Source organism: Ekhidna sp. (assembly GCF_039960695.1).
Lineage (GTDB): Bacteria > Bacteroidota > Bacteroidia > Cytophagales > Cyclobacteriaceae > Ekhidna.
Genome location: NZ_JBDVKP010000018.1, coordinates 747647 through 766045, shown reverse-complemented (window position 1 = coordinate 766045; position 18399 = coordinate 747647). Strand labels below are relative to the sequence as shown.

The following is an 18399-nucleotide window of genomic DNA, read 5'->3' as shown; positions in this document are numbered from 1 at the left end:
TTGTAAAAGTAAAGTGCGGATCACAAAGGTAGATTATATCATCGTAGGGCAAGGCCTGGCAGGATCATGGCTTGCCCTGGAAATGGAACGGAGAGGGCTGACTTTTGCTGTGATAAATGAAGATAAAGTCAAAATTTCGTCTAAAAAAGCTGCTGGAATTTACAATCCCATAACAGGAAGAAAAATGATCAAAACATGGCGTGCCGATCAACTTTTTCCATCTCTGGAAGATGAATATAGAAATATTGAAAATCTTACCGGCAAACACTTTCTACATCCTATTTCAATTTATCGACCTTTTAAATCTATCGAAGATCAGAATGACTGGGGTGGTAAGGTGGCTGATGAGTCACATCGAAAATTCCTGAAGGAAATGCATGCAATGTCACTGGGGCTGACAGGTGTTCATGACGAATTAGGAGGCATTATCATTAATCAATCGGGCTATGTGAATCTCCCTGAGATGCTCCTTGCTGTTCAGAATTACTTATTGAATAAGGGACTGTATCATAGTGAAGTGTTTGACTATGAAAGAATGGAGCTTAACTCTGATTCTGTGAATTATAAAAATTACTCTGCAAAAAAGATAATTTTTTGTGAAGGATCATTGTCAAACAATCCATATTGGATTTTGCCTTTTAAACCTGTGCGAGGAGAAATTATTGATATAACCTGTGACTTAAAATCAAAATACATCATCAATCAAGGCGTATTTATGATACCGAAGGCAGATCGATTTACCGTAGGATCTACCTATGATCATAATAATCTATGCTACGAGCCACAGGAATCGGGAATCAAATCATTGGAAGAACGGTTAAAGAAATTATTTTCTGGGAGATATGAAATTCTTGACAAAAGGGCTGGAGTGAGGCCAGCCACTCATGACAGAAAACCGTATATAGGTTTACATCATAAGTATAAAACATTAGGTATTTTTAATGGTTTTGGCACGAAAGGTGTTTCTTTAGCACCACATTTCGCAAAACATTTTGTGGATGTTTTACAAGGAAAAAGTGAGATAGACGAAGAAGTACATGTTCAAAGGGTTATTTAAATACATTATTCCATTCTTTCTGATGGTAAGTGTGGCGTATGGCCAACACTATACCACGCCTTTTGGGCAAAATAGGATCCAGTACAAAAACTTTGACTGGTATTATTACAGCACCAACAACTTTGATATTTACTATTATCCTGGTGGTCAGGAATATGCACTTGAAGCAATCAATTTCTTAGAAGATGAGTTCGTAGAACTCACAGATAGACTTGGCTATGCTCCGTACAGCAAAACCAAGATCTTCATTTACAATTCTATCCATGATTTGCAGCAGAGTAATGTGGGCATAGATGGTGCAGTTTATACAATTGGTGGTCGAACAGAATTTGTGAAGTTGCAGCTAGAAGTTGCCTATCCAGGACAAGCTCATCAATTCAAGGAAGATCTTATCTACAAATTGGCAAGTACTCTAATCAATGACATGATGTATGGAGGAAGTCTTGCAGAAATCTTTCAGAATAGCTATTTATTGAGCCTTCCTGATTGGTTTATTGATGGCGCTGCGCGATACATCGCTTATGGATGGTCTAGAGAGATGGATGACTTTTTGCGTGATTATATGAGCAGAAAGAAAATTAAAAAACTAAAGCGAATAGATGGAGAGTCTGCATCAATTGTAGGCCAAAGTATTTGGAACTATATAGCAGTTAGGTACGGGAGAGGCAACATTGCCAATATTTTGAATCTCACGCGTATTATACGGAAAGAGGAAAATAGCATCGCAAATACACTCGGTGTCTCCTTCAAAACATTCATGGCGGACTGGCAAAATTATTATTTGCTACAGCGACTGGAAGTAGAAGAAAACTATACATCCGTTGGTGATGAACGCTTGCTTCTAGATATTAAAAATTCAAAAGAACTAATTACAAGTACTATCAGCTTTAACAATGATGCTGATAAAGTGGCATATGCACTTTTGAAAAATGGCAAATATCAAGTTTATGTAACGGACTTAATTACCGGGCAGACTAACAAAATCACTAGCGGTGGATACCGAATAAGTGGTCAGGACATTGATGATCACCTTCCTTTACTCAATTGGCAAGACAATTTCACCTTAGGAGTAATCCTTTTCAAACGAGGCTTTCTCTATTTGAACACCTACAATTTGGAAGATAAAACCAAAGGTCAAAAGCCACTAAATAGATTTCGACAAATAGAAAGCTTCTCATTTAATGACAATGGCAGACTAGCAGTCATTTCAGGTGATATCGACGGACAGAATGATGTTTTTCTAATTGCTATGAACAGAAATGCACTCCGCAGAATTACACGTGATGTTTACGACGATCTTGACCCTGTCTTCGTACCGGGAACCGCAGCGATTGTATTCAGCTCAAATCGTGTAAGTGATTCAGTAAATGTAAGTGACGTTCCTCTGGAAACGTTGGATAAAAATTTCAATCTATTTGTATACGACCTGGATACTACATCAACCAAATTCCATCGATTAACCAATACCTATAGTGAGGATAGGAAGCCCTATGCTAAAAACATCAATGAAATTTATTACTTAAGTGATCAACAAGGAATTTCCAATCTCTATAGATATAACCTATTCGATTCTATCACTACACAGATCACTAATTTTGATAGGAGTATTATCAGCTATGATCTTCACTTCAATCCTGATCGGATGACATACTCTATGTTGGGCCAAGGTGAAGAACGAGTATACCTCGACTCTTTGACCAACCTTTCATCAAGTAAATTCACTACTGAAACACCAAGAAAACGTAGGGAAAACGCCATGCTTGTGGTCTCTCGGGTGCTCAACAATTCTGTAAAAGAAGTGGAAACAGAACCTGTAAAGGATGAGCTTGATACGGATGACTTTCAATTTGAAGAAGATTCTGATGCCGATAGTCTCTCATTAGAGAATCCCAATTGGATAGATACGGACAACTACGAGTTTGAGGATGACTCAGAGACGGCATTTGAAACGGAATCATTTTTCAGTAAATATCAAAGCTTCGAACAAGAGAATGAGCGAATAGGGCCTATTCCATACAATCCCAGGTTTACATTCAATAATGTAATTACTTCTTTCCTCTGGGATCCATATCGCGACTTTATGATGTTCATGGAAACGGAGATCAATGATGTTCTTGAAAACTACAAAATCAAAGGCGGAGCGCTGATCAAAACTGACTTCAAACAGGGAGATCTGTTTGCTGAGTTACAATACCTGAAATACTGGATGGATTTCAAATTAAGGGTGGATAGAAAAACTTATTTACTGGAAAATCAGAATAACTTTTTCCGTCATAAATACAAGCTAAATAGATTTAAACTGACGGCAGCATTGCCAATCACGCATACATTTAGAGTAGAAGCCTCCCCATTTTTTACTGAGACCTCTTTCACAAATCTCAATTATCTCAGCGTAACCAATCAAGCAACAGATCAAGCTATTAACAGTCGCGAAAGGTATGCTGGCGGAAGTATCTCATTTATTTTTGATAATACCGTCGAGCGTTCATTCAATTTATACCAGGGAACACGAGCTCTAATTGAGTATACATCGCACTTTCATACGAGCAACTCAAATATGAACTTTAGCAACTTGAGGGTGGACATCAGGCACTACCAAAAAGTTCACAAAGAGATCACATGGGCAAATCGACTACTGTATGGTAAGCAAATGGGGCCAGCTCGAAAAGATTACATGCTTGGTGGTATGGACAATTGGCTATTCGCATCATCTGACGTACAAGGAGAACAAGATCCATTGGCAATCACAAATGAAAAAGATAATAGCGACATACTTTTCAACGAATTTGTTACGAATCTGAGAGGTTTAGATTACAATGAAGCGTATGGGTCGGACGTCCTTGTATTTAATAGTGAATTGCGTGTGCCGCTATTCCTCTACCTGACTAACGGGCCAATCAAATCCAATTTCCTGAGAAACTTCCAGCTAACCAGCTTCTTCGATATAGGCTCGGTCTGGACCGGATCTCCGCCGTTTAAAGATGGACGTCCTATCACACGTAGATTTGAAGGAAACCCATTTTCAGCTGAAATTGTGAAGTTTCAAAATCCATGGCTTGGCGGTTTTGGTTTTGGTTTAAGAACTGTTCTTCTGGGTTACTACATCAAATTTGATGCAGCACGTCCATATTTGGATGGCGAGGTAAAAAATTACAGATTTTATTTTACCCTTGGCCTAGACTTTTAGTCCAAAGATTACCTTTGCGCCATATGCAGCAATCTATGACAGGCTATGGACGTGATGAACGTACGAGTCAAAACCTACTGATCAAAACTGAGATCAAAGCACTAAACAGTAAATTTTTAGATTTCTCGCCCAGATATCCTAAAGAGCTGAGTTTCAGAGAAGGTGAAATTAGAAATATGGTAACGGAGCACCTGAAACGAGGTAAGGCGATGTTGACTATCGAACTTGAACTTGCAGATGATACTGCTTTAGATGTGCAAGTAGATGAAGCAAGATTCAAAGCTTTTTATGAGAAATTCAGCAAACTCACCAACCAGATAAATGGTGAAAGTTCTGAGTTGGTAAAGCTTGCACTTCAAGCCCCTGACGTAATTAAGCAGCAAGAATTAGATCCTGAATCTCTACCGTGGAAAGACATTAAAGCAAGTTTGCAGTCGACCATAGACCAATGCATTGATTTTCGGAAAAATGAAGGAGAAACGCTAACTAAGAAGCTTTCAGAATATATTGAAAACATTCGAAATGGTTTAAAAAGTGTAGAAGCAAACGATGACAGTCGCTCTGAAAATATTCGCTCGAGAATTCAGAAAAATCTTGATGAGATCCGTGATAAAGTTCAGGTAGATGAAAACAGATTTGAACAAGAGTTGATTTTCTATATGGAGCGATTAGATATTTCCGAAGAGAAAGTACGACTAAAGCAACACCTTGATTACTTTGATGAAGTAATTGTAAAGGAAGAATGCGCAGGAAAAAAGTTAGGCTTCATATCTCAGGAAATAGGAAGGGAAATAAATACCATTGGCTCCAAAGCTAACCATGCTGAAATTCAGCGTACTGTCGTGATGATGAAGGATGAGCTTGAAAAGATTAAAGAACAGAATTTGAATATTCTATAAAAAAACCCGCCTAAACGGGTTTTGCTTTCTCATTTTTTTCAAAAAATGTTACCTAATAGAAAATTCTACTTTGGTTTGATCCCAAGCGAAAATCACGTCTCCGCTTTTCTCTATTTCAAAGGTTAACATTTCAACCACATCGTCCGTACTGGAAGCTTTCACTTTTACTCTCAATACATCGTCTGATTCTTTATACTCATAAGCACCCCATCCATCCCATTTTTTATTAAAAATGATGGTCCACTCATCTTCTCCTGGGATGGAAAATAATCCATATTTACCAGCAGGAAGTTTCTTTCCTTCTACCGTTACATCCTTAGAAAGTTCGATCCAGGTAGACTCATTCGCTCCAGTTCTCCAAACCTTACCATAATCTTCAAGTCCACCGAAAATATCACGTCCTCTTTTGGATGGACGACTATAATCAATGGTGATGGTCGCATCGCCAACTTTTTGAGAAACCTGTGCTGGTGGGCTTTTCCTTTTTTCTTTGTCCTTTTGAGCACTGGCAGAAAATACCAGTAGTAAACTTAGCGCCAGTGTGGCTACAACTTTTAATGACTTCATAATGTGTCTTATTTTAAGATTAATTGTATTCTGATGAGTAAATCTCACTCTCTAAATGTCTTGTTATGCACGGAAACAACAAGTTTTTGTTCCTTCTTCTAACACATTTATTTTACAAACTGCGCATAAAGTCACCAATGATACATCGAAGAAAATCTGAGGCCTATGGAATGATGAAAGTGTCAGATTGAAGAATTGCTTAACTTTCTTTAAAATTAAAAGCCATGAAATACATACTTGGAGTAGTCATTGTTATCATTCTCGGGGCTGTGATATTCTATCAATCAGGGTCTGAAGTGAGTAAAGAATTTCAGCCATTGGTTAAAGCCATTGATTATAAAGTCAAACATATTGATCAAAATCATCGGATCAGCATCATTGAAGACGACTTTATTCAGGCGGACTCTTCTTATAAAGTTCGAGGATACTTTAGCGGAAATAGCCTCATTAAACTCGTAGGCATCATAAAGACACCTCATTTTGAACGTGATGACTATTTCTACTTTGAAAATGACGCGCCCATTTTCTCAGGACATATGATGAACTTCATGGACGACCGACTGGCGGAGGAATTCAAATACTATTATCAAGACGGAGCAGTGGTAGAAAGTCTATACTGGAAAGATTACTATGAACCAGGCAAACGCTTTCCACATGAAACATTCGAAGAGTTTAATCCGAACATGGATAGCCTGATGAATGAAGAAAAGGGTCGGATGAACTTTTATTTGACCAAACTTGAGAAAGAAGGATTTGAGATTAAGCACATCAACGAAAACCTGGAAGCCAATAGTAGCCGATGACCTTAGCACAAGCGCAGCAGCTAGTAGACGAATGGATTAAGACAAAAGGCGTTCGATACTTCAATGAACTCACCAACATGGCGATTCTTACTGAGGAAGTTGGAGAACTTGCCAGAATCATGGCTCGAACATACGGTGAGCAATCATTCAAAGAGTCTGACAAGAATAGGGATTTGGGAGATGAAATGGCTGATGTACTGTGGGTGCTGATTTGCCTGGCAAACCAGACAGGCGTTGACCTTACAGAGGCGTTAAAGAAAAATCTGGAGAAGAAGAATAGCCGAGATGCCACACGGCATTTGGAGAATGATAAGTTGAGATAATGCTTATGGATTGATCCCAGCTACTCCGCATCGTAGTATTCCTGAATCTTTTCTTTGTCTTCTTCCGGGATAGATGGATCTGCTAAGAGTTGCCAGGCTCGCTGGCGCGAGTTGATCTTGTATTTCAGTAGGACGTTGTTTTCTTTTTCTCGCTTTCGAATGCGGCGAGTCATAATGAAAATCCCTACCTGGATAAGAATGACGACTGCTATGAGAATGTAAATAGAATTCATAGAGTTAACCTACGATTTCTCCATCCTCCAGTTTCGGCACTACCTGATATTCGTTCTCTGTCATGCAAAACTCCAGATCTTCTTCTATGCCGAATCCACTGAGTCGCTCTGCATGGCTTGATTGTTTGGCTATGCCAAATAGGTTTTCATGATTAGCTATGTACAGCTGATGTGCAACCAGAGCGGAATCTCCAACTGTTCCCATTTCCTCAACACATTCATCAATCAATGCACCTGCAAAAAGTGTATCCTCCAGGTTTGGAGTGCCTTTCCATCCTGCGCAATGAATGACTACATTAATCTTAGACTGAAGCACGTATTGAGCTATGCTTTCCAAGTTTAAGAAGGCACCAATAATAATTTCTTGAGCTTCAGCTGATTTGATTATTGCTTGAGAGCCATTGGTAGTAGAGATGGCAATTTTCTTTCCTTTTACCTCATCTGCCTGATACTCAAATGGCGAATTGCCCATGTCAAATTCGGGAACTTTGATCCCTCCGCGCTCGCCAGCCATTAAGTAACCTTTTTTACCTAATGCTTTAGTTTCTTCTACTTCACCAACGGGTTTCATAGATTCTACTCCATGAGCCAAACCGGTAACAATGCATGATGTAGCTCTGAAAATATCAACTACAACAACAATCTTCCCACTAAGCTCATGCTGATGGATCAGGTCGGGTGTTAAGCAAACTTCAATGGTTTTCATGTCAATATTATAAGATCTTGAAACAAGTTCAGGATGACCAAGGTTATTTCAAAAAAGGTGGTCTTGCGACCTTCGCTTTGATTGACTTGTCACGAATGATCACATTGATCTCTGTATCTGCCTTGCTATTTTCTACTGTCACATAGCCCATTCCAATTCCAACATTCAGTGAAGGAGACATGGTACCTGAAGTTACTTTGCCAATGATATTGCCCTCAAGGTCGGCAAGCTCATAGTCGTGACGAGGGATTCCTCTCTCGACCATTTCAAATCCAACGAGTTTTCTCTGAACACCTGCTTCTTTCTGAGCTTTCAAGTTCTCTGCATTTACAAAGTCTTTGGTGAACTTAGTAACCCAGCCAAGGCCCGCTTCTAGTGGAGATGTTTCATCCGTGATATCGTTTCCATACAGGCAAAATCCTTTTTCTAATCTGAGCGTATCTCGTGCGCCTAGCCCTATTGGTTTGATACCGAACTCTTTACCTGCCTCGAAAATCTTATTCCAGACATCTCTCGCGTCTTCTTTGTTGATATATAATTCAAAACCACCTGAACCCGTATAGCCGGTAGCAGAAATAATCATCTCATATCCAGCTAGGAATGCCGCCTTGAAGTGATAAAACTTTACTTCCGAAAGATTTACTTCAGTTAGTTTTTGAAGCGTCTCCACTGCCTTAGGTCCCTGCACAGCAAGAAGTACTAAATCGTCTGAAACGTCTTCCATTTCAACACCCCATTTGTCCTGACTTTTTATCCAGTTCCAATCTTTTTCAATATTAGAGGCATTTACTACCAACATGTATTTTTCCTCGGAAAATCGATACACCAATAAGTCATCAACAATACCACCTTTGTCATTTGGCAGGCAAGAATATTGTGCCTGACCATTGATGATCTTGGAAGCATCATTGCTTGTAACCCATTGGATTAAGTCCAGTGCATGCGGCCCTCGCAACATAAATTCTCCCATATGGGATACATCAAATACCCCAACACCTTCGCGAACGGTCAAATGCTCTTCTTTGTCTGAAGAATAGCGAACGGGCATATTATATCCTGCAAAAGGCATCATTTTACCACCTAGTTTTTCGTGCAGGTCATTTAAAGGGATTTGTTTCGTTTCCATGCTATTAGCTATTTAGTTTTAATCCGACAGGACAGTGATCTGATCCCATGTATTCATTGTAAATATGAGCTTGATCAACTTGTTCCTTCAGTTTTTCACTCACCAAAAAATAATCGATTCTCCACCCTACATTTCTTTCGCGTGCCCGATACTTATAGTTCCACCAGGAATATTTAATCTCATCGGGATATTGAAGTCTAAAAGTATCAATATATCCTTCACTGAGTAGTGCATCCAAACCGTCAATCTCGGTTTGTGTATATCCGGACTGCTTGTTGTAATTTTCTTTGCCACGTGCAAGATCAATCTCAGTATGCGCAACATTCAGGTCTCCGCAGATAATTACGGGCTTTTTTTCCTCCAGGCTGATGATGTATTCTCTAAAAGCATCGTCCCAGGTGGCACGGTAATCCAGACGCTTCATGCCTTCCCCGGAGTTGGGCGTATAAACTGTCACCACAAAGAAATTCTCGAACTCAGCTGCAATTACTCTTCCTTCCTGATCGTGTTCCTCTATGCCCATATCATAGAATATTTCTATTGGTTTTTCTTTTGATAGTATGGCAGTACCTGAGTATCCCTTTCGTTCCTTTGATGAGTTTACTGCAACTGTATATTCTGGTAACAATTGCAATGCAGTTTTCACATCTTCTGGCTGTCCTTTTGTTTCCTGAAGGCAAAGCACGTCAGGATCCATCTCTCTTACATCTTTTATGAAATCTTTCTTTATCATGGCTCTGATGCCATTTACGTTCCAGGAAACCAGATGAATTTGGGGCATTTAAGGAGTTGATTTTTTTGGTTAGGTGCGCAAAGAAACACCACACCTATTCATTATCCAACCTTACACCCGTTCATAACTTCACGTTGTGGCCGAAGCAGTACTACTTCCTTTTGTTCATTATAAATCCCCATGACTAAACACTCACTAATGAATGGGCCAATTTGCTTGGGTGGGAAGTTGACTACTGCTATGACTTGCTCGCCTTTTAAACGTTTTTTATTATACAGGTCGGTGATTTGTGCAGAGCTTTTTTTTGTGCCTATCTCCGGCCCAAAATCTATGGTGAGAATGTAGGCAGGTTTATGAGCTTCTGGGAATTCTTCAGCTTTAATAATGGTACCTACTCGCATATCAATTTTTTCGAAATCACTCCAGCTAATCATAGTTGTTTATACAGCTTTTTAAGGTTCTTATTTAATCTTGTTATGTGATACTCATTGCTAATATCGGTTCTTCTTTCCTCCAATGTCTCAATAAGCAAATTGAGGTGAGATTTGTTCAATACTTCTATTAATCGTTCTGTATATTGCCCCAATTGATTGGCAGGTGCTTTCATCAGTTGCTCTTGTATGAGTAAAAACATATCTGCTTGCAATCGATTTTCTTGATAGAGTGTGATCATGATTCGATACCCAAAATCACGAGTAACTACAGTGCCGGCATCCATTGCATCAATTATTTGAGGTAATGAATCATATAGTTTTTCTTTTTGTAAATGAGCAATATGTGAAAGTCCTATCATGCTTCCGAAAATCACTCGGTTGATCTTACTCTTTAACTCACCGATTAGAAAATCTGCCTGATTGGTTAACAGCTCGGGTGTGATCTCACCTATGTAAGCCAATGCAAGTATGGCATCCGCTTGTGCTCGTTGCCTGGGCCTGCTTTTAACAAAAAAAACAAGTTCGTCTACTTCTTTCACACCGCCAGTATCAACAATTTGCTTGGCAACCTGCTTATTAGGTTCCTGATCGTTTCGATCCAGTGCGTATGCAAGTTGATTCTGAATGGGCATCGTTAAAGTTTAGGCAAAAAAAATCCTGACTCTTTGGTCAGGATTAAATTTATGCTTTTCCCGGATTATTAGCTCGCACAGAATTCTTTCAATCTTCTGTTTTTGCCTGGCTCTCTTAGTTTTTGAAGTGCCTTCTCACGGATTTGCCTCACTCGCTCACGAGTAAGTCCCATAGCGTCTCCAATTTCCTCGAGAGTAAATGGATTGTCACATCCAATACCGAAGCTCATCATCACTACTTCTCTCTCACGAGCTGTAAGTGTTGATAGCGCTCGCATGGTTTCTACCTTCAAAGAATCGTTAAATACAAGGTTTCCGTCCGTAGGCCCTGTAGTTACATTTTCAAGAACATCTAGAAGTGATCCACTTTCGTCTTCCCCGAAAGGTGCATCCATTGACATTTGCTTTACTTCCGCACCTAGTGTGTTTCTCACCTCACTTGGCTTCATGTCCAAAATATCAGCAAGTTCTTCTTCCGTCGGCTCACGCTCAAACTGCTGCTCTAGCTCTGCATATGCTCTTCTGATCTGGTTAATAGCACCAGACTTGTTCATCGGTAGACGAACGATACGAGACTGCTCAGCTAGCGCTTGCATAATGGACTGACGAATCCACCATACGGCGTATGAGATAAACTTAAATCCTTTGGTTTCGTCAAATTTCTTTGCCGCTTTGATCAATCCAAGGTTTCCTTCATTGATCAAATCGTTTAAGGGTAAACTTCTGTTCTGGTACTGCTTAGCTACAGACACTACGAACCTAAGGTTTGCTTTAACGAGTTTTTCCAATGCCAGATCATCGCCCTCTTTGATTCGCTTGGCAAGCGTAACCTCCTCGTCCGGGGTAATCATTGGAACATTACTTACCTCAGTAAAATATTTCTCCAGGGTGTGGCTTTCTCTCCTGTTGGTAATCGACTGGGTAATCTTTAACTGTCGCATATTATCTTATTAAAAACTAATTTGTTATGGGTATAAAAAAGCAATCTGCAAAGATAGGCTTTTGAGCCGTGTATTTGCAATAGACTGCCTTATAATATACGACTAAAGAACCAGAAATTGTGTGTTCTGGTTTCAGATTTCTTTAATTCTGGTAAAAATTCGTCGAATATAATTGATTACCATTTTTATTTCTTTTCTACGAAAGAAAAATCATACGTGTTTCCCAGCACTCAAGGAGCGAATGTTCTTAAGTTTTCTATAAAAGTAAATACCAAACCATATTGCCGAAAGGCTAAACAGTTTATTGACCCAAGTGAACTGAGACCTTATGTGTGCCTCAGTTAAAGAGGCGAACGAAAACAGAATCTCTATTCCTAATCGAGTCACACCCCATAGTATCAGAAAAACGGCAATGACCTTGACGATTCTCCTCGAAGATTTATCCTTATTAACAAGCACGTAAAAAGCTCCACCTGCGATTAGTGTTCCAATTGCAAAAGGCAGCGGGCTGCCCAGTAGTAAATAATCTATTCCTTTTAGGAAAAATGCCATTCCACAGCCAATCATAGATATAGCATAGATTGGGTCAGACTTAAAGCTTTCTTTAATCGCCTCCATTTATTATTTCTTTTATCACGGCATAAACAAACATTGTTGACTCTGCCAGGTAATCAAAGTTGACCGTCTCATATGTATCTTCAGGTGTGTCTTTGTATGGAGTAGAGTCTCTCTTGCCATAGGCTTCATTTATCCCTATGGCTTGAAATCCGACTTGTCTGAACGAGTGATGATCTGTTGAGTTGATACTGGTAACGTATAGCGGGATACCTAACTCCAGTGCTTTGGTTTGATATGCGTTTTCTAAATCTGGTGTTGGTAATTCCAGTTCCATTTCCTTATTGCCGTCTTCATCCCAACCTACCATGTCAAAAGTGTGTACAGAATGAACATTAAAATTCTCAGCTTTCAAGAATTTTGCAAAAGCCTGACTCCCGATTAACTCTTCTTCTTCCTGATCAAAGAACACAATGATCACGTTCATCTTACGCTCTTCTAATGCATACAGCATCTTCCCAACACTAAAAATGAGAGTGGAACCGGTTGCGTTATCTATAGCACCCGGACAATCTAATTCAGTATCAAAATGAGCGCCAAGAACTACATAATTATCACTTTTGCGTGACGCAGGAATAACGGTATACACGTTTGCTCCTTTGAAAGGTGAAAAAAGCATATCGATCAAAGGGTTGAGGTTTGGCATTCGGTAACTCTGCCTTTTTGGCTTAAGTCCTATATCCTCAATTTGCTTGGCTAAGTATTGCCTGGCTACTGCTCTGGCTGAGGGTGTATCTCTAGATTTTAGAAATGAACCATTTTCTAAAGCGAACTTGCCTGAAAGTTGCCCAACCATCTGTTGCTGTTCTATCCTTAATAGATCTATTTGCCCCCTGACTTTGAGTGTTGAAATAACTAACAAACAGATTATAGCGACATGTTTTATCATTCGTAGCGGATAGAATTGACTGGGTTTGACTTGATTGTTTTATTACTTACGACCAATATCACGAGGCATGTTATAGTCAGTATAAAAAAGATAACTCCTAAAAAAATGATTGGTGAAATACTTACTCGATATTCGAAATTTACTAACCATTGATTGGCAAGCCACCAGCATAGAGGAACTGATACGGCTGAAGCTATTAGCAAGAATTTGACAAACTCGTGTACGTGCTGATTCAGCAAACTCAGAAACCCAGCACCCAAAATTTTACGTATGGCAATCTCCTTTCTACGTGCGACCACATTGTAAGATGCTAACCCAATCATACCCAATATGGCTATACAAAAAGACACAATAGATGCGCTGACAAATACATTTCTAAAAATCGCTTCCTTCTCGTATTCCCTTTGAACCATATCATCCATAAATTCCCATGTCATCACTTTGTTTGTGTCAAATTGGTTGTGGATGGTTTCAATTTTTTCGAGCGTTCTTATTGTATTGAATCCACTCAGCTGAACCACAATGTCATCCAGACTAACAAACGGATTGTTGTAATGGCCAATAACGACAGGCCCTATGGATTTTCGTAAAGAGCGATAGTGGAAGTCACTTACTATTCCAATTACCCTGGCGTTTAGATCATCATCGCCAATTTCCTGAATCTTAATGAATTTGCCAATCGCACCGATACCGCCATACTTTTCTGCTGCTGTCTCATTAATAATAACAGACGTGCTATCCTGTGCTTCAATTCCAGAAAAATTTGCTCCGGCAATTAGCTGCAGTTCTAAGGTTGACAGACCATCCTGATCCATGCCGTAATATCTCATTGGAACTTTTTCATCCGGCTTGTCTGCACTGTTTACTTCTACTGCGGTGCCCGATCGATAGCCGCTAATCATTCGGGTGAGACCAGTTACTTTCTGAACGTCTGGAATTTTTAGTAGTTCGTCTTTGATTTTGAGATAATTATGTCGGACCGAACCACTATTGATTTCAACCACCACTAGTTGTTCCGTATTAAATCCTAATGATTTGCTATTCATATAGGTATACTGCTGATTGACGATAATTAATCCTGCCAAGATCACTACGACAAACAAGTATTGAACAACAACTAAAGATTTTCGAAGCAGATCATTACCGGTAGCAGAAATGGTCATGTTTTTAAGGACATTCACCACGGAAAATCGGCTTAAGTGGAAGGCTGGATAGAAGCCTGCAAAAAGTGTGACTAAGATGATGGTGACTATAAAATATGGAAGTGATTCAATCAGGAATGGGGCTCCTAAAACCAACTCAATTCCTGTAAGCAAATTGAAATATGGCAATAGGAAATTCGTAAAAATCATTCCCAACAAAAATGAAAACAAAACCATCAGAAACGATTCAATTAAAAACTGAGCAGCTACTTGCCTTCCATGAGCTCCCATTGCTTTTCTTACGCCAACTTCTCTACTCCGTTTGATGTAACGTGCTGTAGAAATGCTGATGTAATTAAAGCAGGCCATCAGCAATATGATGAAACCTACAATTATCAAAAACTGAACTTTTGCAAAGTCTCCTTTTACATACTCATTGATTCGTCCATCAATACCTTGAGAATTGAAATGGAGGTCTTTTAATCCCAATAAATAGTGTCTATTAATGTCACTTTTATCAAGGTACTTGTCTAGCATATTTTCCACTTTTGTATCGAAAAGATGCTTGTCTTTGGAATCCTTCAATAGCACATAAGTAGCCACCGGGTCTCCATTCCATTCATAAAAGTACTTTTGGAAATTTTCTGAAACGTTTTGAAGAAAGACATCATAGTCCTGTGATAGGATAAATTCAAACTGAATGTACGAATTGGGTGGAATGTCTTTTAAAACTCCTGTCACGGTAAATCTTCCATAAAATTCCAGATCTACTTCTTTTCCAATTGGATCTTCAAAATCAAAATACTTCTGGGCCAATGACTCGCATAATATAATTGATCGCTTTTTTGCGAGTACCTCCTTCACTCGCCCTTCCTTGAGCTCAAAATCAAAAATCTCAAAGAATTGTGATCCTGCCACTATCCCCTCCTCTTCAAAGAAACGCTTGCCACCAGCTTCTACCCAAGTGGATGAAGTTGCATGAATTGTGACTGCATTTTCCACGATATCAAGATCTGTTCGTAGTGCATTAGATAACTGCCAGGAGGTCCAGATTTCCGGATCATCACCGTCTGCATTTTGATGAACCTGAATGACTTGATAAATACGTTCAACTTTGGAATGAAATTGATCAAAACTCAACTCATGTTTTACCAAAAGAAGGATGGTAAGAAAGACTGATAGTCCTAGTGAAAGACCGAATAGATTGATCACTGTGAACTGACGATCCTTAATCAAGGCGCGAAAACCGACTTTGAAATAGTTTCTTATCAAACCAAATTTCAGCCTTTCACTTTGCTTAAGATTTACCCTCCTAAAAGACCTGAAAACATTCCAAACCAAGAACAGATTAGCTTTTGCTCTGGATTGTTTCCCTCGAAATTGGTAGAGCTCCAAGAGGTCTCCTTCGATTTCATCAAGGTATTCATCCTTGCAAAACCATCGCAATAATTTCAACGGCCACTTTGGTGGAATGTGATTTATCATTCGTAGCGAATGGATTGAACTGGATTCGCTTTCGCAATCTTATAAATACGAGCCAAAACAGTAGTAAAGGATATGAAAAGCACCACAACAAATGCAATGATGAACAAGTCAACGCTCAAGTTGATGCGGTAAGCAAAATCTGCCAGCCAATCACCAAACATCCACCAGGAAGCAGGAGCCGCAATTCCCAATGAAATAATAAGTAGAATCAAATAATCTTTCAAAATGAGTGTAGCAATGTTCCGAAGATCTGCACCCATTACTTTTCTGATCCCTATTTCCTTGGTTTTCCTCTCGACAGTGAAGTTGATTAGGCCAAAAAGTCCAAATGCTGAAATGATTATTGATACAATTGAAGCAATAAGGATTATCGTGCTTCTGCTTTCTTCTGCTTCATAGAATCGTTCCCATTGCTGATCAAGGAAGTGTATTTCAGCAGGTGTGCCTGGATCAAACTGAGCATTTACTTCTTCTATATGTGAGATGGTTTCTTTTGGATTTTGACTGTATTTGATTGTGAAGTAATCAATGGATCTTACGTGATTATTCCAGTGAGTGATTAATACCGGCCCTATAGGCTCATATAACGATTGAAAATGGAAATCTTCCACGATGCCTTTGATCCGCATTTTGACAGAATCCCCATCAGACATTACCCAAATGCTTTCACCAATCGGCTGCTTGAAGCTCAGTGTTGCAACTGCTTTTTCATTTATTAAAACATACAGGCTATCCGACTTATCTGCACCTGTGAAATTTTCACCATCAACCAGGTTTATGTCGTAGGTGTCGAGCCAATATTTGTCGGCAGCATAGTGACTAAACTCGACAGGCTGATCCGTTAGATTTTTGCTTACACTTGCAACCGGAATATCTTTCCATTCTCCTGGAACCCTTGATGATGTGGACGCATTGATCACATCAGGATTTTTCTTGATGCCCGCGATAATGTTTTTGAAGTTACTCCGAGCTGCACCTGAGTTGATATCCAGCACAATGAGGTTCTGATTGTCAAATCCTAAATCCTTTGACTGTACATAGTTGAGCTGCCTGAAAATTACAATGGATCCAATAATCAAGAAGATGGAAAGCGCATATTGTACACCAACTAACCCTTTCCTAAGCAAGTCTCCCTTCCCTGAAAATGCATTTTTCATGATTAACAGGGAGCGTTTCAATTTTGAATAATATAGCGCAGGAAGCATTGCAGAAACCATCCAAATAATGATAATAGTTACAATGTGATACATGATAAAGTCTGCCGAATAGAGCATTGATAAACTGAAATCTTTATTGGCGATTTCTAGAAAGAATGGAAATAGAATTATGATAAGGACAATGGAAATAATGTATGCAATGGCCACTGTGATGAACGTTTCAAAGAAAAGTTGACCGATAAGTTGACGATTATTGGCTCCATTTATTTTTCGCATACTCGCCTCAAGCGTACGTTTAAGCGCCTGGACAGAGGAAAGGTTCACATAATTGAGTGCGGCGATGAAGATCACAAGGAAGCCCATCATCAATATCATGGACACAAACTCACGGTCGCTATAAGGAATAGCTAATAGTGGGGCGGGTCCACCATTTTCGATGTGAGTAGATCCCAAATGAACTTCGCTCAACGGGTGCAGGTAAAAATCAAACCTTTGGCGTGCCTCACCTTCCAGGTATTTGTCAATGAAGTTGTCCTTAGAGGCATAGATGTCTTCTGGAGTCGCTCCTTCTTTTAACAACACCCATGTTTGCATAAATTGGGTGTCCCAGTCGTTAAAAAAGTTTTGCCAACCTTCTGGCATTTGTGTCGGTTCTAAAACATAAAGTGAGGTGAATTCATAACTGGATGTGCGAGGCAAGTCTTTCATTACAGCGATAACTTCCACAGTTTCAAATCTTGATTCATCCACAACCTCTCCGACCACATCAGTTTTTCCAAAAAGACTCATCGCCAACTCCTCAGTTAAAACGATTCCTGTCGATCCTTCAAATTGCTTGTGTGGATCACCATCAAGTATTTCAAAATCAAGAATGTCAAACATTCCTTTAGTGACAATCGCCCAGCTTCTATCAGCTATCCTCGTATCGCCTTTAGCCAATACATGGGATCCGAAATAAGTAGTCCATCCTACTTCTTCAACAGCAGGAAAGTCAGTTTTCAGGGCATTAGCCAGTGGGTTTGGGCCAGACAGGTAATGATGCGCACCATCTTCTTCGGTAATCTCATGAACTACTCTAAATATCCGATCCTTTTTGCTGTGAAACTGATCAATATTCTGTTCATCATAAACGAACATAAGGATATAGAAAAGAATGGAAAGGCCTAGAGATAGCCCAAGAATGTTTACCAGGTAATGTGGTGTCTCCTTCCGAAATCTGCGGAAGTATATCTTCGTATAGTTTTGGTATAGATTCATAGTCCAATTGTTTATTTGAGTTTTTTTAAGGTTTATCCATCTAAAAGTTCGAATCACATTCCATACAAAAAAAAGCCTGGCAGATTGGAGTGAGTCGACAGATCGCAGATGGAACAGTTCGATCATATCTCCTTCTATTTCGTCTAGATACTCATGACGACAGTACCATCTCAGAAATCTGAGTGCCCATTTTGGTGGTTGCAGTTCTGGCAT

At 39.4% G+C, this 18399-nt stretch carries 17 protein-coding genes; 5 read left to right on the top strand and 12 right to left on the bottom strand.

Annotation, left to right across the window (positions count from 1 at the left end; all coding sequences use genetic code 11):
• Positions 1–13: 13 nt before the first annotated feature.
• From ABJG98_RS13530 to ABJG98_RS13520, 3 genes are read left to right on the top strand one after another with little or no spacing between them, the layout of a single operon-like run.
• Positions 14–1057, top strand: a complete 1044-nt coding sequence (locus tag ABJG98_RS13530; RefSeq protein WP_348280059.1) for an FAD-dependent oxidoreductase — start codon at positions 14–16, stop codon at positions 1055–1057.
• Positions 1038–4244, top strand: coding sequence for a translocation protein TolB (locus ABJG98_RS13525; RefSeq protein ID WP_348280058.1), 3207 nt, complete (start codon positions 1038–1040; stop codon positions 4242–4244). Before ABJG98_RS13530 ends, ABJG98_RS13525 begins: the two co-directional genes overlap by 20 nt.
• Positions 4245–4267: 23 nt before the next feature.
• A complete protein-coding gene (locus ABJG98_RS13520) occupies positions 4268–5143 on the top strand; it encodes a YicC/YloC family endoribonuclease (RefSeq protein WP_348280057.1) in 876 nt (291 codons plus the stop codon).
• A gap of 48 nt (positions 5144–5191) precedes the next feature.
• On the opposite strand, the gene ABJG98_RS13515 is transcribed toward ABJG98_RS13520, so the two are convergent.
• Positions 5192–5710: a DUF2911 domain-containing protein gene (locus tag ABJG98_RS13515; protein ID WP_348280056.1), complete on the bottom strand. Its 519-nt coding sequence runs from the start codon at positions 5708–5710 to the stop codon at positions 5192–5194.
• A 224-nt stretch (positions 5711–5934) separates the two neighbouring features.
• Here ABJG98_RS13515 and ABJG98_RS13510 point away from each other — a divergent pair, with 224 nt between their 5' ends.
• A complete protein-coding gene (locus ABJG98_RS13510; RefSeq protein WP_348280055.1) occupies positions 5935–6513 on the top strand; it encodes a hypothetical protein in 579 nt (192 codons plus the stop codon).
• Positions 6510–6836, top strand: a complete 327-nt coding sequence (locus ABJG98_RS13505) for a nucleotide pyrophosphohydrolase (protein ID WP_348280054.1) — start codon at positions 6510–6512, stop codon at positions 6834–6836. The genes ABJG98_RS13510 and ABJG98_RS13505 overlap by 4 nt, the downstream gene beginning before the upstream one ends.
• A 20-nt stretch (positions 6837–6856) precedes the next feature.
• Here the strand turns inward: ABJG98_RS13505 and ABJG98_RS13500 are convergent, their stop codons facing one another.
• The 11 genes from ABJG98_RS13500 to ABJG98_RS13450 form a co-directional block, all read right to left on the bottom strand.
• Positions 6857–7069: a hypothetical protein gene (locus tag ABJG98_RS13500; RefSeq protein ID WP_348280053.1), complete on the bottom strand. Its 213-nt coding sequence runs from the start codon at positions 7067–7069 to the stop codon at positions 6857–6859.
• 4 nt (positions 7070–7073) lie between these two features.
• Positions 7074–7775 (bottom strand): 2-phosphosulfolactate phosphatase, encoded by a 702-nt coding sequence (locus tag ABJG98_RS13495; protein WP_348280052.1) that lies wholly within the window; start codon positions 7773–7775, stop codon positions 7074–7076.
• A 43-nt stretch (positions 7776–7818) separates the two neighbouring features.
• Positions 7819–8901: a glycine cleavage system aminomethyltransferase GcvT gene (gene gcvT, locus ABJG98_RS13490; RefSeq protein ID WP_348280051.1), complete on the bottom strand. Its 1083-nt coding sequence runs from the start codon at positions 8899–8901 to the stop codon at positions 7819–7821.
• A gap of 4 nt (positions 8902–8905) precedes the next feature.
• Positions 8906–9682, bottom strand: coding sequence for an exodeoxyribonuclease III (locus ABJG98_RS13485; protein WP_348280050.1), 777 nt, complete (start codon positions 9680–9682; stop codon positions 8906–8908).
• 53 nt (positions 9683–9735) lie between these two features.
• Positions 9736–10068 carry a tRNA-binding protein gene (locus tag ABJG98_RS13480; RefSeq protein WP_348280049.1) on the bottom strand — a complete coding sequence of 111 codons (333 nt, stop codon included), beginning with the start codon at positions 10066–10068 and terminating at the stop codon, positions 9736–9738.
• Positions 10065–10700 (bottom strand): hypothetical protein, encoded by a 636-nt coding sequence (locus tag ABJG98_RS13475; RefSeq protein WP_348280048.1) that lies wholly within the window; start codon positions 10698–10700, stop codon positions 10065–10067. The genes ABJG98_RS13480 and ABJG98_RS13475 overlap by 4 nt, the downstream gene beginning before the upstream one ends.
• Positions 10701–10768: 68 nt before the next feature.
• Complete coding sequence (locus ABJG98_RS13470; protein WP_348280047.1) at positions 10769–11641, bottom strand: RNA polymerase sigma factor RpoD/SigA; 873 nt, start codon at positions 11639–11641, stop codon at positions 10769–10771.
• 210 nt (positions 11642–11851) lie between these two features.
• On the bottom strand, positions 11852–12259 hold the full coding sequence (locus ABJG98_RS13465; protein ID WP_348280046.1) for a hypothetical protein: 408 nt from the start codon (positions 12257–12259) through the stop codon (positions 11852–11854).
• Entirely contained in the window at positions 12246–13145 is a 900-nt protein-coding gene (locus ABJG98_RS13460) for a M28 family peptidase (protein WP_348280045.1), read from the bottom strand. Before ABJG98_RS13460 ends, ABJG98_RS13465 begins: the two co-directional genes overlap by 14 nt.
• Entirely contained in the window at positions 13142–15772 is a 2631-nt protein-coding gene (locus ABJG98_RS13455) for an ABC transporter permease (protein ID WP_348280044.1), read from the bottom strand. The genes ABJG98_RS13460 and ABJG98_RS13455 overlap by 4 nt, the downstream gene beginning before the upstream one ends.
• Positions 15769–18399: an FtsX-like permease family protein gene (locus ABJG98_RS13450; protein WP_348280043.1), complete on the bottom strand. Its 2631-nt coding sequence runs from the start codon at positions 18397–18399 to the stop codon at positions 15769–15771. The genes ABJG98_RS13455 and ABJG98_RS13450 overlap by 4 nt, the downstream gene beginning before the upstream one ends.

Bases quoted from the DNA above. Each gene is read 5' to 3' on its own strand.
- ABJG98_RS13525 (WP_348280058.1), top strand. From the start codon at position 1,038: ATGTTCAAAGGGTTATTTAAATACATTATTCCATTCTTTCTGATGGTA.
- ABJG98_RS13520 (WP_348280057.1), top strand. From the start codon at position 4,268: ATGCAGCAATCTATGACAGGCTATGGACGTGATGAACGTACGAGTCAA.
- ABJG98_RS13515 (WP_348280056.1), bottom strand. From the start codon at position 5,710: ATGAAGTCATTAAAAGTTGTAGCCACACTGGCGCTAAGTTTACTACTG.
- ABJG98_RS13510 (WP_348280055.1), top strand. From the start codon at position 5,935: ATGAAATACATACTTGGAGTAGTCATTGTTATCATTCTCGGGGCTGTG.
- ABJG98_RS13505 (WP_348280054.1), top strand. From the start codon at position 6,510: ATGACCTTAGCACAAGCGCAGCAGCTAGTAGACGAATGGATTAAGACA.
- ABJG98_RS13500 (WP_348280053.1), bottom strand. From the start codon at position 7,069: ATGAATTCTATTTACATTCTCATAGCAGTCGTCATTCTTATCCAGGTA.
- ABJG98_RS13495 (WP_348280052.1), bottom strand. From the start codon at position 7,775: ATGAAAACCATTGAAGTTTGCTTAACACCCGACCTGATCCATCAGCAT.
- gcvT (WP_348280051.1), bottom strand. From the start codon at position 8,901: ATGGAAACGAAACAAATCCCTTTAAATGACCTGCACGAAAAACTAGGT.
- ABJG98_RS13485 (WP_348280050.1), bottom strand. From the start codon at position 9,682: ATGCCCCAAATTCATCTGGTTTCCTGGAACGTAAATGGCATCAGAGCC.
- ABJG98_RS13480 (WP_348280049.1), bottom strand. From the start codon at position 10,068: ATGATTAGCTGGAGTGATTTCGAAAAAATTGATATGCGAGTAGGTACC.
- ABJG98_RS13475 (WP_348280048.1), bottom strand. From the start codon at position 10,700: ATGCCCATTCAGAATCAACTTGCATACGCACTGGATCGAAACGATCAG.
- ABJG98_RS13470 (WP_348280047.1), bottom strand. From the start codon at position 11,641: ATGCGACAGTTAAAGATTACCCAGTCGATTACCAACAGGAGAGAAAGC.
- ABJG98_RS13465 (WP_348280046.1), bottom strand. From the start codon at position 12,259: ATGGAGGCGATTAAAGAAAGCTTTAAGTCTGACCCAATCTATGCTATA.
- ABJG98_RS13460 (WP_348280045.1), bottom strand. From the start codon at position 13,145: ATGATAAAACATGTCGCTATAATCTGTTTGTTAGTTATTTCAACACTC.
- ABJG98_RS13455 (WP_348280044.1), bottom strand. From the start codon at position 15,772: ATGATAAATCACATTCCACCAAAGTGGCCGTTGAAATTATTGCGATGG.
- ABJG98_RS13450 (WP_348280043.1), bottom strand. From the start codon at position 18,399: ATGCCAGAACTGCAACCACCAAAATGGGCACTCAGATTTCTGAGATGG.